The following is a 14,089-nucleotide window of genomic DNA, read 5'->3' as shown; positions in this document are numbered from 1 at the left end:
TCATGGAAAACAGCAGCACCGAGGTCCTGATCCTCACGATGAAATGGGGCACGCTCTATTCCAGCGCCGACGTGAACCGGCTGGCGGCGCAGGTGCGGCGGCATCTGGCGCGGCCGCACCGGTTCATCTGCTTTACCGATGACGCGGCGGGCCTGGACCCACAGATCGAGCCGATGCCGTTGCCCGAACTGGGCCTGCCCGCGGGCCATTCCGACACGCGCTGGCGCAAGCTGGCGCTGTTCCGGCGCGACCTGGGCGGCCCGGATGCGGCGCTGGCGGGGACGGCGCTGTTTCTGGACATCGACCTGGTGGTGGTGGATGACTTGGGGCCGTTCTTCGATCTGCCGGGCGATTTCTTCATCATCCGCGACGACGACCTGTTCCGGGCAAAACCGCTGCGCCGCGTGAACCCCGGCCGCGACCGGTTTTTGCACAGCGTCGGCAATTCCAGCGTGTTCCGGTACCAGGTGGGCGCGCATGGCTATGTGCTGGAGGCCTATCTGGCCGATCCGGGGGCGGCGACGCGGGACTATGAGATCAGCCAGCAGTTCCAGTCGGCGCAGCTGGCCGCGCATGGGCATCTGCATTACTGGCCCAAAGGCTGGTGCGTCAGCTTCAAGAACGACTGCGTGCCGCGGAACCTTGCCAGCTATCGGCGCGACCCTTCCCTGCCCGTGGGCGCAAAGATCGTGCTGTTCGCGGGGGCGCCCAAGATGGAGGACGTCTTTGCCGGGCGGGGGCACAAGTGGTACCGGCGGATCGGCGACATCGGCTGGCTGCGCAAGGCGTGGGAAAACCCGTGATCCGCGACGCGTTCCGCCGCTTCAAGCAGCGCCGCCGGCAGGCACGGGCCCTGGCCGAGATCGCCGCGCGGCCTGACCAGCCCGGCCGCGCGCATGGCCTGCCCGGCCCGCTGGTCGTGTCGCTGACCAGCTATCACGCGCGCTTTGACACGCTGGCGCCGACGCTGCGGGCGCTGCTGCGCCAGACCGTGCAGCCCGACCGGGTGATCCTGTGGCTGGACCAAGGCGACCTGCACCGGCTGCCGCCCGAGATCCGGGACTTGGCGGGGCTGGAGGTCCAGGTCTGCCCTGACTGGCGGTCCTACAAGAAGATCGTGCCGACGCTGATGGCACATCCCGATGCCTTTGTCGCCACAGCCGACGACGACCTCTATTATCCCGCCGACTGGCTGGAGCGGCTGGTCGCGGCTGCGGCGGGCGGGGCGCGCATCGCCTGCCTGCGCGCGCATCGCGTGGTGATGGAGGGCGATCGGCCAGCCGGATACGAGGTTTGGGAGCACAATATCGGTGGGCCCGAGGCAGGGCCGCTGGTCTTTCCGACCGGGGTGTCGGGGGTGATCTATGCGCCCGGCGTGTTCCACCCCGACGTGACGCGCGACGACCTGTTCCTGCGGCTGGCGCCGGGGGCGGATGACATCTGGCTCTACTGGATGCACCGGATGGCGGGATCGCGGCCGGCGAAGATCGGCGGGCGGGCGCGCATCCTGGAATGGGACGGCAGCCAGGCCGTCAGCCTGCGGGCCGTGAACCGCCCCCCGGGGGGGCAGGGCGGCAATGACCGGGCCATTGCCGCCCTGATGGAGCATTATGGCTGGCCCGGCTGAGGCCGGGCCGCCGGGTCAGGCCGGGTCCTTGGCGTAGCGCAGATAGGGCAGCTTGATGTCCAGCGGGCCGTATTTCGCCTCGGCCGCCGCATTGTCCAGCGACAGGGCCACGATCACGTCCTGTCCCGGCATCCAGTTGGCCGGCGTGGCCAGCGGCACGCCGTCGGTCTTGCGCACGGCGTCCAGCGCGCGCAGGATTTCCGCGAAGTTGCGCCCGACCGACATCGGATAGGTCATGGTCAGGCGGACCTTCTTGTCCGGCCCGATGATGAAGACCGTGCGCACGGTGGCGGAATGGGCGGGCGTGCGCCCTTCGGTCGGCAGATAGTATTCGGCGGGCAGCATGTCATAGGCCTTGGCCACCGCCAGATCGCTGTCGTCGATGATGGCGAAGTTGGCCGGAACGCCCGCGACCTTGCCGATGTCGGCCTTCCATTTCTGGTGATCCTCGACGCTGTCCACCGAGACGCCCAGCACCTTGGTGTTGCGCTGTTCAAATTCCGGGGCCAATTGGGCCACGGCACCGAATTCCGTGGTGCAGACCGGGGTGAAGTCGCGCGGGTGGCTGAAGACGATCGCGTAGCTGTCGCCGATCCAGTCGTGGAAGCGGATCTGCCCCTCGGTCGAATTGGCGGTGAAGTCGGGGGCGGTGTCGTTGATGCGCAGGGACATGGGCCGCGTTCTTTCGGTTGGTTGCGTTGGCTCAACATAAGCCGGGTCGCGCGGATTGCCAGACCGGGCGGAATGACGGCACGCGCTGCATTTCGCCGGGCCGGCCGGGCTTGCGGCGGGCGGGGCGCGGTGACAGGCTTTGCCCCGAACGATGCCAAGGAGGGCGAGATGACCGATCTGCTGGACAAGCGCGAATTCTATATCGACGGGGCTTGGGTGGCGCCCGCGGCGGCCCGCGACCTGGAGGTGATCGACCCCTCGACCGAAGAGCCGGTGGCGGTGATCTCGCTGGGCGGGCAGGAGGATACGGACCGCGCGGTGGCGGCGGCCAGGCGGGCCTTCCCGGCTTGGGCCGCCACGCCCCCGGCCGACCGCCTGGCGGTGGTCGAGAAGGTCCTGGAGATCTATCAGCGTCGCGCCCCCGACATGGCCTGGGCGATCAGCCACGAGATGGGCGCACCGCAGGACATGTCGCTGGACGACCAGGTCGATGCCGGGGCCTATCACACGCGCAATTTCATCACCGCCTTCAGGGACTTCCAGTTCATCCGCCCGCTGGGGGACCACGCCCCCACCAGCATGGTCGCCTGGGAGCCGGTCGGCGTGGTGGGCCTGATCACGCCCTGGAACTGGCCGATGAACCAGGTGACGCTGAAGGTCATCCCGGCGCTGCTGGCGGGGGACACCTGCGTGCTGAAGCCTTCGGAGATCGCGCCGCTGTCGTCGATGCTGTTCGCCGAGATCCTGCACGAGGCGGGCGTGCCCGCAGGCGTCTTCAACCTGGTCAATGGCGACGGCGCCGGGGTCGGCAGCCAACTGTCGGTCCATCCCGATGTCGAGATGATCAGCTTTACCGGATCGACCCGCGCGGGCATCGCGATCAGCAAGGCCGCCGCCGACAGCCTGAAGAAGGTCGTGCTGGAACTGGGCGGCAAGGGCGCGAACATCGTCTTTGCCGATGCCGACGACAAGGCGGTTGTGCGCGGCGCGCGGCACTGTTTCTACAACAGCGGCCAGTCCTGCAACGCGCCGACCCGGATGCTGGTCGAACGCGCGGCCTATGACCGGGCCGTCGAGGTGGCCGCAAAGGTGGCGCAGGAGACGGCGGTCGCCAGCGCCCATCAGCCGGGCAAGCATATCGGCCCGGTGGTCAGCCGCCCGCAATGGGAGAAGATCCAGGGCCTGATCCAGGCCGGCATCGACGAGGGCGCGCGCCTGGTCGCTGGCGGCACCGGCCTGCCCGAGGGCGTGAATCGCGGCTATTTCGTGCGGCCCACGGTGTTCGCGGATGTCACCAATGACATGACTATCGCCCGGCAGGAGGTCTTTGGCCCGGTCCTATCGATCATCCCCTTCGACAGCGAGGAGGAGGCGGTGGCGATCGCCAATGACACGCCCTACGGGCTGACGAACTATGTCCAGAGCCAGGACGGTGCGCGCCGCAACCGTGTGGCGCGGCAGCTGCGCGCGGGCATGGTCGAGATGAACGGCGTGTCGCGCGGGGCGGGTTCGGCCTTTGGCGGGGTGAAGATGTCGGGGCGCGCGCGCGAGGGCGGCGTCATGGGGCTGGAGGAGTTCATGGACAGCAAGGCCATCAGCGGATGGGATCCCGACGCCTGAACGGCGGGATCCTGTCGTGTCCCGCGACGTGCCGGGGGACTTCCCGTCCCTCCGGCACATCGCGGAGGCTGACTGGGGCCGTGGTACATGAGGGGAACGGACCGGTCGGGTGCCGGAGGTGGATGGGGCGAGCCTGCGGGGCGATGCCCTGCGCGAAAGCCGGGCCCCCATGATGGGGAGGGCTTTCGCCGCTCCTTTGGCGGTCAGCCAATCTCGGCCAGGAAGATGTAGCCCGCGCCGTAGATCGTCTTGATCAGGCGGGGGTTCTTGGGGTCCTCGCCCAGCTTGGTGCGCAGGCGCGAGATGCGCACGTCCATCGCCCGGTCAAAGCTTTCGCCGGCGGCGCCGCCCAAGGTTTCCAGCATCTGCGCGCGGGTGATCAGGCGGCGGGGATTGTCGGTGAACATGCGCAGCACCTCGGCCTCGGCATGGCTCAGCGGGGTCTCGGTGCCGTCGGGCGCGGTCAGCAGGTAGCGGTCGAAATCGGCCGTCCAGCCGGCAAAGCGCAGGGTCTGGGGGCGGCTGGGGGCGCCCTGGGCCGGGCGGCGCAGGCGGGCGCGGATGCGGGCCACGACCTCCGCCGGCTCGAAGGGCTTGATGATGTAGTCGTCGGCCCCCAGTTCCAGCCCCGTCACCCGGTCCTGCACCTGGGCGCGGCCCGAGATGATGATGATCGCGGCCCCCGATTCGGTGGCCAGCCGGTGGACCAGCGCCAGGCCGTCGCGATCGGGCAGGCCCAGGTCGATCAGGCAGGCTTCGGGTGTCAGGCGGCGCAGCGCCGCCTCGAACTCCGTGGCGCGGCCGAAGCACTGGGTGCGGAAGCCCGCCTGTTCCAGCGCCGATGACAGCAGGCGGCGGATCTCGGGTTCGTCGTCCAGGATGGCGATCAGCGGAGCTTCGGTCACGGGATGTCCTTATCTGGCTTCGGCCAGGGTGGCCGCCAGGCGGGCGGCGGTGAAGGGCTTGGTCAGCACCGGTCCCGCCGCGCGGGCGCGCAGCGGCGCGCCGGGCGGCAGCGAGGTCATCAGGATCACCGGCATGGGCGCGTCCAGGTCCAGGCCCAGCCCGTCGCCCAGCTGGATGTCCGACAGGATCACCGTCAGGCCGGGCAGGTCGACCAGGGCGCGGGCCTCGGACAGGCTGGCGGCCTCGATCACCGCATGGCCAAGGCCGGTCAGCATGTCGCGCACCTGGGCGCGGATCAGGTCGTCATCCTCGACCAGCAGCACCATCTGCCGCGCGACCGGGCGCCAAGGCAGGCGCAGCGTCACCTGCGCGCCGCCGGGATGATTTTCCAGCCGCAGCGTCCCGTCGACCAGCTTGGTCAGGTCATAGACCATGGCCAGGCCCAGGCCCGATCCCTGGCCCTTCTTGGTGGTGAAGAAGGGCTCGGTCGCGCGGGTCAGCGCCTCGGGCGAGAAGCCGGGGCCGGTGTCGCGCACGACCAGTTCCAGCCAGTCGCCGCTGCGGGCGGCCGACAGGGTGATGCGGCCGGGCGGGCGGATCGCCGCATTGGCGTTCAGGATCAGGTTCAGCAGCGAATCCTGCAATGCGCCGGGGTCCAGCAGCAGGGCCGGGGGCAAGGGCTGCACCTGAAGGTCCAGCGTCACGCCTTCGGAGAGCGAGGGGCGCGAGAGCGTGGCAAGGTCCGCCAGCAGCGCGCCCAGGTCGGTCGGTTCCAGCGAGGGTTCGCGGGGTGCGCTGATCCGCGCCAGACGGTCCAGCAGGGCCGCGCCGCGCCGGGCGGCGGCCAGCGTCGCCTGCACGTCCTCGGAGGCGGCGGCGGGCAGTTCCCCGGCCTCGATCCGCGAGGCCAGGCGTGCCTGCAGGCCCAGGATGATGGTCAGCAGGTTGCCGAAGTCATGCGCCATCCCCGAGGTCAGCTGCGCGGCCAGGCTGCGCTTGCCGGCATGAACCAGCGCCTCGCGCGCCTGCACCTCGGCCGAGACGTCGGTCGAGAGGATATAGGCGCCCTGGCCCTCGCGATCAGGGGTCAGCGCGATGCGGATGCGCCGGCCCGAGGTCGGGTGCGTGATCTCGAACACCTGCGGATCGCCCGACAACGCGCGGGCCATGTAGGGTTGCAGCGTGGCGCAGGTCGCGGGACCAAGCGCCTGTTCCAGGGTCAGGCCGACGATCTGGCCCGCCGCGCCCGGAAAGATCGAGGGCAGGCGGCGGTTCGAGAAGGTGTAGCGGAACTGCCCGTCCATGTGGGCGATATGGGCGGGGACCATCTCGGTCACCTGGCGGGTGCGTGCCTCGGTCCGGGTCAGGATGCGCTGCGCCTCGGAGAGGGCGGCGTTGGTGGCGGCCAGCTGGCGGTTGGCGGCGGCCAGCCGTTCGGCGTTCAGCAGCACCTGTTCGGACAACTCCTCGGACCGGGCGCGCAGCAGCGCCTCCTGCTGCTTGGCGTCGGTGATGTCGGTATAGACGGTGACCCAGCCTCCCTGGGTCAGCGGCGCGCCCTCGACCGTGATCCAGCGGCCGTCGGCGCGCTGGCGCTCGAAGTAATGCGCCTGGAAGGTGCGGGCCTGGGCCACCCGCAGCGCCACGGCCGCTTCGGGATCGTCCTGGGGGCCGTATTCGCCGCGAAGCACCAGGAAACGGATCGTGTCCTCGAAGCTGGCGCCGGGCAGGGTCAAGGCCTCGGGCAAGTCGAACATCGTCTGGTACTGGCGGTTGGCCACCGCCAGGCGCAGGTCGGCGTCGAAGATGGACAGCGCCTGGCCGATCAGGTTCAGCCCCGAGCGCGTCAGGTCGGCACGGATCTCGGCCGGGGTCAGCGGCCCTGTCTCGAGTGCGGGTCGGTCCATCGGTCTCTCCTCCGCGGACAGGCCTAGCACCCGGCCGCGATCTGCGGAAGCGCTGTAACATTTTGTTGGATTCGCGACAAACTGGCGCAAGGATTGGCGCCAATGGTGAAGCGGCCAACGGGGCGAGGAGGTCCTGATGGCAGATCGCGCAATGCGCCATGGAACCTGGGGAGGAGACATGACGGACCAGCAGACGCCCGTGGGCGAATTGCAATCCATTCCTGCGCTGCTGGCGCGAAATGTCGCCCGTTTCGGCCAGCGGCCCGCCTATCGGGAAAAGGAATACGGGATCTGGCAAAGCTGGACCTGGGCCGAGGCGGCGGAGGAGATCCGGGCGCTGGCGCTGGGCCTTCTGGCGCTGGGGCTGAAGCCGGGCGAGCATGTGGCGATCATCGGGCGCAACCGCCCGGCGCATTACTGGGGCATGATGGCCGCGCAGATGTGCGGCGCGGTGCCGGTGCCGCTGTACCAGGACGCCGTGGCCGAGGAGATGGCCTATGTGATGGGCCATTGCGGGGCGCGGTTTGTCATCTGCGGCGACCAGGAGCAGGTCGACAAGGTCCTGGAGGTCGGCCAGACCGTCGAGGGGGTCGAGCAGATCATCTATACCGACAAGCGCGGGATGCGGAAATACGACCATTCCCACATGAACGCCCTGGCCGACGTGCAGGCCGAGGGCCGCGCCGCCGCGCAGCGTCTGGGGCCGCAGCTGGACGCGCTGATCGCGGGGCTTGATTACGACAGCACCTGCGTGATGCTGTACACCAGCGGCACCACCGGCAAGCCCAAGGGCGTCGTGCTGTCCAACCGCAACATCATCGAGACCGCGAAGAACACGGCCGAGTTCGACCGTCTGGACCACCGCGAGGAGATCGTGGCCTATCTGCCGATGGCCTGGGTCGGGGACTTCATCTTTTCGGTGGGGCAGGCGGTCTGGTCCGGTTTCACCGTGAACTGCCCCGAGGGCGCGCATACGATGATGACCGACATGCGCGAGATCGGGCCGACCTATTTCTTTGCCCCGCCGCGCGTCTTCGAGGGGCAGCTGACCTCGGTGATGATCCGCATGGAGGATGCCGGCCGCGTCAAGCGCTGGTTGTTCCGCCGCGGCATGGAGATCGCGCGCCGCGCCGGTCCCGCGCTGCTGGACGGCAGGTCGGTGCCCCTGGGCGACCGGCTGGCCTATGGCCTGGGGCGGATCTTCGTCTTTGGCCCGCTGAAGAACACGCTGGGCCTGTCGCGGGTGCGCGTGGGCTATACCGCCGGCGAGGCGATCGGGCCCGAGATCTTCGATTTCTACCGCAGCCTGGGCATCAACCTGAAGCAGCTCTATGGCCAGACCGAGGCCTCGGTGTTCATTACCCAGCAGCCCGACGGGCAGGTGCGGTCCGACACGGTCGGCGTGCCCAGCCCCGGCGTCGAGGTCCGCATCGGCGAGAACGGCGAGGTCTATTACCGCAGCCCCGGCACCTTCGTCGAATATTACAAGAATGCCGAGAGCACCGCCTCGACCAAGGACAGGCAGGGCTGGGTCGCCACGGGCGACGCGGGCTTCTTCGAGGAGACGACCGGCCATCTGCGCATCATCGACCGCGCCAAGGACGTGGGTCGCATGGCCGACGGGTCGATGTTCGCGCCCAAATATGTCGAGAACAAGCTGAAGTTCTATCCCAACATCCTGGAAGCCGTCGTGATCGGCAACGGCCGCGACTATTGCACGGCGATGATCAACATCGACCTGTCGGCGGTGGGCAACTGGGCCGAGCGCAACAATATCGCCTATGGCAGCTATCAGGAACTGGCCGCCCATCCGCAGGTCTATGCGACGATCCGCGCCCATGTCGAGGAGGTCAACCGATCGGTCGCCGAGGACCCGATGCTGGCCGGCTGCCAGGTCCACCGTTTCCTGGTGCTGCACAAGGAGCTGGACCCCGACGACGGAGAGATGACCCGCACCCGCAAGGTCCGCCGCGCCGTCATCAGCGAGAAGTTCGCCGACCTGGTGGGCGCGCTCTATGACGGGTCCTCCAGCATCTACACCGAGACCGAGGTCACCTACGAGGACGGCCGCAAGGGCAGCATCAAGGCCACGCTGCGCATCGAGGACGTGCCCGTCTTCGGCCAGTCGGCCCAGCAGAAGGTGGCAGCCGAATGAACCAGATGAGCACCGAGGGCTATGTCACCGCGGACGGCCGCCAGATCGGCGGCGTGCTGATGGAGATGAAGAACATCACCCTGCGTTTCGGCGGCGTGGTGGCGATCAAGGACATCAGCTTCGACATCCGCCAGGGCGAGATCCGGGCGATCATCGGCCCGAACGGCGCCGGCAAGTCGTCCATGCTGAACGTGATCTCGGGCTTCTACCACCCGCAGGAGGGAGAGGTCTGGTTCAAGGGCCATCGCCGCGGGCCGATGAAGCCCTATCAGGTGGCGCGGCTGGGCATCGCCCGCACCTTCCAGAACATCGCGCTGTTCGACGGCATGTCGGTCCTGGACAACATCATGACCGGCCGGCTGAACCGGATGAAGGCGGGCTTTCTGTCCCAGGCCCTTTGGTGGGGCGCGGCCGAGCGCGAGGAGAACGAGAACCGCGAGGCGGTCGAGAAGGTCATCGACTTTCTCGAGATCCAGAACATCCGCAAGACCCCGGTGGGCCGTCTGCCCTATGGCCTCAAGAAGCGGGTCGAACTGGCCCGCGCCCTGGCCGCCGAGCCGCAGCTGCTGCTGCTGGACGAGCCCATGGCCGGCATGAACGTCGAGGAAAAGGAGGACATGTCCCGCTTCATCCTGGACGTGAATGACGAGTTCGGCACCACGATCTGCCTGATCGAGCACGACATGGGCGTGGTCATGGACCTGTCGGACCGGGTGGTGGTGATGGATTACGGCAAGAAGATCGGCGACGGCACGCCGGCCGAGGTGCGCGCCAACCAGGAGGTGATCGATGCCTATCTGGGGGTGGCCCATGACTGATCGCGCAAACGGGGGGACCCACTGATGGACCAGTTGATCTTTGCCGCCGAGGTGGTGCTGAACGGGCTGATGACCGGCGTGATGTACGCGCTGGTGGCCTTGGGCTTCGTCCTGATCTTCAAGGCCTCGGGCGTCTTCAACTATGCCCAGGGGGTGCTGGCGCTGTTCGCGGCGCTGACCCTGGTGGGCATCCAGAACGGCCAGGTGCCCTTCGCGCATCTGATCAATGCGGCCTTGGGCACGCAGCTGCACCATTTCGGCTGGACCGTTCCGTCGGTCCTGGCCATCGCGCTGACTGCGCTGGTGATGGTGGGCCTGGCCTTCCTGATCGAGAAGCTGGTCCTGCAGCACCTGGTCGGGCAGGAGCCGATCATCCTCTTCATGGCCACGATCGGCCTGGCCTATTTCCTGGAAGGCCTGGGCGACGTGATGTGGGGCGCCGACATCAAGACGCTGGACGTGGGCCTGCCGCAGGGCATCTCGGACGGGATCGAGACGATGACGGATGCCTGGTTCGGCTACGGCTTCTTCATCGACCGCCTGGACATCTGGGCGACCGTCATCGCGGCGCTGCTGGTCGCGGCGCTGGTGGCCTTCGCCCAGTACACCAAGCAGGGCCGCGCCATGCGGGCGGTCGCCGACGACCACCAGGCGGCGCTGTCGGTGGGTATCTCGCTGCGCTTCATCTGGGTGATGGTCTGGTCGATCGCGGGCTTCGTGGCGCTGGTCGCGGGCATCATGTGGGGCACGAAATCGGGCGTGCAGTTCAGCCTGTCGCTGATCGCGCTCAAGGCGCTGCCGGTGCTGATGCTGGGCGGCTTCACCTCGATCCCCGGCGCCATCGTCGGCGGGCTGATCATCGGCGTGGGCGAGAAGCTGTTCGAATTCACCGTGGGCCCGATGGTCGGCGGCGCGACCGAGAACTGGTTCGCCTATGTCCTGGCCCTGCTGTTCCTGGTCTTCCGACCCCAGGGCCTCTTTGGCGAACGCATCATCGAACGGGTGTGACCATGCCGCTTCTTCGTTGCACAAATACCCCGGGGGTGCGGGGGCTGGCCCCCGCTGACCGCGCTGAAAGGAACATCCGATGATCTATCGTGAGGCCGGCGACTTCAAGACCAGCTACCGTGACGACAGCCAGACCTTTCCGATCCGGCTGGACCGCTGGGGCTATTACGCGGTGCTGGCGGTGGCCTTCGGGATCGTCCCCTTCGTCATCAACGACTATTGGGCGAACGCGGTCCTGGTGCCCTTCCTGATCTACGCGATCGCGGCCCTGGGGCTGAACATCCTGACGGGTTATGCGGGCCAGGTCAGCCTGGGGACGGGCGGCTTCATGGCGGTGGGGGCCTATGCGGTCTACAAGCTGATGACCGCCTTCCCCGAGGTGAACGTGGTCATCCACATCCTGCTGGCCGGCGGCATCACCGCCATCGTCGGCCTGCTGTTCGGCCTGCCCAGCCTGCGCATCAAGGGCTTCTACCTGGCCGTGGCGACGCTGGCCGCGCAGTTCTTCCTGGTGTGGCTCTTCAACAAGGTGCCGTGGTTCTACAACTATTCGGCCTCGGGCCAGATCACCGCGCCGACGCGGACCGTTCTGGACCACGCGGTCACCGGACCGGCCGCCAGCGCGCCCGCGAAATACCTGGTCTGCCTGTGCTTTGCCTTCGTGCTGGCCTGGGTGGCGCGCAACCTGACCCGCGGCACGCTGGGGCGCAAGTGGATGGCGATCCGCGACATGGACATCGCGGCCGAGATCATCGGCGTCGACCCGCTGCGCGCCAAGCTGTCGGCCTTTGCCGTCAGCAGCTTCTTCGTGGGCATCGCCGGGGCGCTGCTGTTCGCGGTCTACCTGGGCGCGGCCGAGGTGGGCGAGGCCTTCGGCATCAACAAGAGCTTCCTGGTCCTCTTCATGATCATCATCGGGGGCCTGGGCAGCATCTTCGGCAGCTTCGCGGGCGCCGCCTTCCTGGTCCTTCTGCCGGTGCTGCTGAAGAACCTGCTGGTCGGCAGCCTCGGCTGGCCCACCGACCTGGCCGCCCATATCGAGCTGATGATCGTGGGCGCGATGATCGTGCTGTTCCTGATCGTCGAGCCGCACGGCCTGGCGCGGCTTTGGACGCTGACCAAGGAAAAGCTGCGGCTCTGGCCGTTCCCGCACTGAGTTCACTGCAAGAACCGGGCAACCGGCGCAACATCTCTGGGAGGAGACCCTGCATGAAACTGACCTTCCCCGCCCTGGTCGCGGCCGCCGTCATGGCCGCCGCACCCGCGATGGCCGACCTGGTCGTGCCGAACATGTCCTACCGGACCGGCCCCTATGCCGCCAACGGCATCCCCTATGCGGACGGGTTCGCCGACTATTTCACGCTGCTGAACGAGCGTGACGGCGGCATCGGCGGCCAGCTGATCCAGGTTCCGGAATGCGAGACGGCCTACAACACCGAGAAGGGCGTCGAATGCTACGAGGCGCTGAAGTCCCAGAACCCGCTGGTGCTGAACCCGCTGTCCACCGGCATCACCTATCAGCTGATCCCGAAGATCGGCGTGGACGGCATCTCGCTCTACACGCCCGGCTATGGCCGGACCTCGGCCAAGGACGGCTCGGTCTTTGAATGGGTGTTCAACGCGCCCGCGAACTACTGGGATGGCGCCTCGGTCGCGGTCAAGCACATCCTGGACCAGGAGGGGGGCGATCTGTCGGGCAAGAAGATCGCGCTGGTCTATCACAACAGCGCCTATGGCAAGGAGCCGATCCGCACGCTGGAGGAACTGTCGAAAAAGCACGGATTCGAGCTGAGCCTGCTGCCGGTCGATGCGCCGGGCCAGGAGCAGAAGTCGCAATGGCTGCAGATCCGCCGCGAAAAGCCCGACTACGTCATCATGTATGCCTGGGGCGTGATGAACCAGGTGGCCCTGCAGGAGGCCGTGAACATCCGCTTCCCGATGGACAAGTTCATCGGCATCTGGTGGTCGGGCTCAGAAAACGACGTGCGCCCGGCAGGTGCGGGGGCCGACGGCTACAAGGCCCTGACCTTTCACGGCGTGGGCCAGGACTATCCGCTGTACGACGACCTCAAGACGCATGTCTATGACGCCGGCAAGGCGGCGGGCGCGGGCGACCAGACGGGAAGCGTGCTTTATTCGCGCGGCGCCTATGCGGCCCTGGTGATCGCCGAGGCGATCCGCAAGGCGCAGGAGCTGGCCGGCACTTCCGAGATCACCGCCGCCCAGATGCGCGACGGCTTCGAGGCGCTGGAGATCACGGCCGAGCGGATGGAAGAGCTGGGCCTGCCCGATTTCGGCCAGCCGATCAGCCTGTCCTGCGAGAACCACGGCGGCGCCGGCCTGGCGCGCATCCAGCAGTGGAACGCCGGAGAGGGCCAGTGGACCCTGATCACCGACTTCATCGAGCCGGATGCCGAGATCCTCGATCCGCTGATCGAGGCCGACAGCGCCGCCTATGCCCAGGAAGCCGGCCTGACGCCGCGCTGCAACTGATGATCAAGGCCGGCGGCGGGTGTTCCGCCGCCGGTCCGCGAAACCAGGGGGGACGCCCATGTTCGATGCCGAGAACCGCGAGACGCTGCTGGACGTCAACAATATCGAGGTGATCTACAACCACGTGATCCTGGTCCTGAAGGGCGTCAGCCTGACCGTGCCCAAGGGCGGCATCACCGCGCTGCTGGGGGGCAACGGGGCGGGCAAGACCACCACGCTGAAGGCGATCTCGAACCTGCTGGCCAGCGAGCGGGGCGAGGTTACCAAGGGCAACATCACCTATCGCGGCGAGAACGTGGCCGGGTCGAACCCCGCGGCGCTGGTCAGTCGCGGCATCATCCAGGTGATGGAGGGCCGCCACTGCTTTGAGCACCTGACCGTGGAGGAGAACCTGCTGACCGGCGCCTATACCCGCCGCGACGGGCAGGCAGCGATCAAGCGCGACCTGGAGATGGTCTATGACTATTTCCCGCGCCTGCGTGAACGGCGCAAGAGCCAGGCGGGCTATACCTCGGGCGGCGAGCAGCAGATGACCGCGATGGGCCGAGCGCTGATGTCGCGCCCCGAGATGATCCTGCTGGACGAGCCGTCGATGGGCCTGGCCCCGCAGCTGGTCGAGCAGATCTTTCAGATCGTGAAGGCCGTGAACGAGGGCGAGGGCGTGACCTTCCTTCTGGCCGAGCAGAACACCAATGTCGCGCTGCGATACGCGCATCAGGGCTATATCCTGGAGAACGGCCGCGTCGTGATGGAGGGGCCGGCAGCCCAGCTGCGCGAGAATCCGGACGTCAAGGAATTCTACCTGGGCATGTCGGACGAGGGGCGAAAGTCGTTCCGCGACGTGCGCAGCTATCGCCGGCGCAAGCGCTGGCTGGCCTGAGGA

Annotated in this window: 12 protein-coding genes; 9 read left to right on the top strand and 3 right to left on the bottom strand. The window is 67.7% G+C overall.

The features are described from left to right. Window positions 1-2: 2 nt before the first annotated feature. Complete coding sequence (locus ACZ2G3_RS14250) at window positions 3-803, top strand: hypothetical protein (RefSeq protein ID WP_470396666.1); 801 nt, start codon at window positions 3-5, stop codon at window positions 801-803. Then, window positions 788-1,627 (top strand): glycosyltransferase family protein, encoded by an 840-nt coding sequence (locus tag ACZ2G3_RS14245; RefSeq protein ID WP_470396664.1) that lies wholly within the window; start codon window positions 788-790, stop codon window positions 1,625-1,627. The genes ACZ2G3_RS14250 and ACZ2G3_RS14245 overlap by 16 nt, the downstream gene beginning before the upstream one ends. Before the next feature lie 15 nt (window positions 1,628-1,642). Here ACZ2G3_RS14245 and ACZ2G3_RS14240 read toward each other — a convergent pair whose 3' ends face one another. Next, the gene (locus ACZ2G3_RS14240) at window positions 1,643-2,299 is read right to left on the bottom strand and encodes a peroxiredoxin (RefSeq protein ID WP_470396663.1); all 657 of its coding nucleotides are present in this window, start codon (window positions 2,297-2,299) and stop codon (window positions 1,643-1,645) included. Between the two features lie 177 nt (window positions 2,300-2,476). Between ACZ2G3_RS14240 and ACZ2G3_RS14235 the strand changes: the two genes are divergently transcribed. After that, window positions 2,477-3,919 (top strand): aldehyde dehydrogenase family protein, encoded by a 1,443-nt coding sequence (locus tag ACZ2G3_RS14235; RefSeq protein WP_470399152.1) that lies wholly within the window; start codon window positions 2,477-2,479, stop codon window positions 3,917-3,919. Window positions 3,920-4,122: 203 nt separating this feature from the next. Here the strand turns inward: ACZ2G3_RS14235 and ACZ2G3_RS14230 are convergent, their stop codons facing one another. Together ACZ2G3_RS14230 and ACZ2G3_RS14225 are read right to left on the bottom strand one after the other, a co-directional pair. Next, a complete protein-coding gene (locus ACZ2G3_RS14230) occupies window positions 4,123-4,824 on the bottom strand; it encodes a response regulator transcription factor (protein WP_419269221.1) in 702 nt (233 codons plus the stop codon). 9 nt (window positions 4,825-4,833) lie between these two features. Then, window positions 4,834-6,732 carry a PAS-domain containing protein gene (locus tag ACZ2G3_RS14225; RefSeq protein WP_470396662.1) on the bottom strand — a complete coding sequence of 633 codons (1,899 nt, stop codon included), beginning with the start codon at window positions 6,730-6,732 and terminating at the stop codon, window positions 4,834-4,836. Window positions 6,733-6,910: 178 nt separating this feature from the next. On the opposite strand from ACZ2G3_RS14225, the gene ACZ2G3_RS14220 reads away from it, so the two are divergent. The 6 genes from ACZ2G3_RS14220 (at window position 6,911) to ACZ2G3_RS14195 (ending at window position 14,086) form a co-directional block, all read left to right on the top strand. Then, window positions 6,911-8,887 (top strand): AMP-binding protein, encoded by a 1,977-nt coding sequence (locus ACZ2G3_RS14220; protein WP_470399150.1) that lies wholly within the window; start codon window positions 6,911-6,913, stop codon window positions 8,885-8,887. After that, entirely contained in the window at window positions 8,884-9,705 is an 822-nt protein-coding gene (locus ACZ2G3_RS14215) for an ABC transporter ATP-binding protein (protein ID WP_419269218.1), read from the top strand. Before ACZ2G3_RS14220 ends, ACZ2G3_RS14215 begins: the two co-directional genes overlap by 4 nt. A gap of 21 nt (window positions 9,706-9,726) precedes the next feature. Continuing rightward, on the top strand, window positions 9,727-10,713 hold the full coding sequence (locus tag ACZ2G3_RS14210; RefSeq protein WP_470399148.1) for a branched-chain amino acid ABC transporter permease: 987 nt from the start codon (window positions 9,727-9,729) through the stop codon (window positions 10,711-10,713). 79 nt (window positions 10,714-10,792) lie between these two features. Beyond that, window positions 10,793-11,869, top strand: coding sequence for a branched-chain amino acid ABC transporter permease (locus ACZ2G3_RS14205; RefSeq protein WP_419269217.1), 1,077 nt, complete (start codon window positions 10,793-10,795; stop codon window positions 11,867-11,869). Between the two features lie 53 nt (window positions 11,870-11,922). Then, the gene (locus ACZ2G3_RS14200) at window positions 11,923-13,206 is read left to right on the top strand and encodes an ABC transporter substrate-binding protein (protein ID WP_470396661.1); all 1,284 of its coding nucleotides are present in this window, start codon (window positions 11,923-11,925) and stop codon (window positions 13,204-13,206) included. Between the two features lie 58 nt (window positions 13,207-13,264). Then, complete coding sequence (locus tag ACZ2G3_RS14195) at window positions 13,265-14,086, top strand: ABC transporter ATP-binding protein (RefSeq protein WP_419269215.1); 822 nt, start codon at window positions 13,265-13,267, stop codon at window positions 14,084-14,086. The last annotated feature ends 3 nt before the right edge of the window (window positions 14,087-14,089 follow it).

The organism is Paracoccus sp. KKT209 (assembly GCF_055635455.1).
This window is presented reverse-complemented; position numbering and strand designations above follow the sequence as displayed.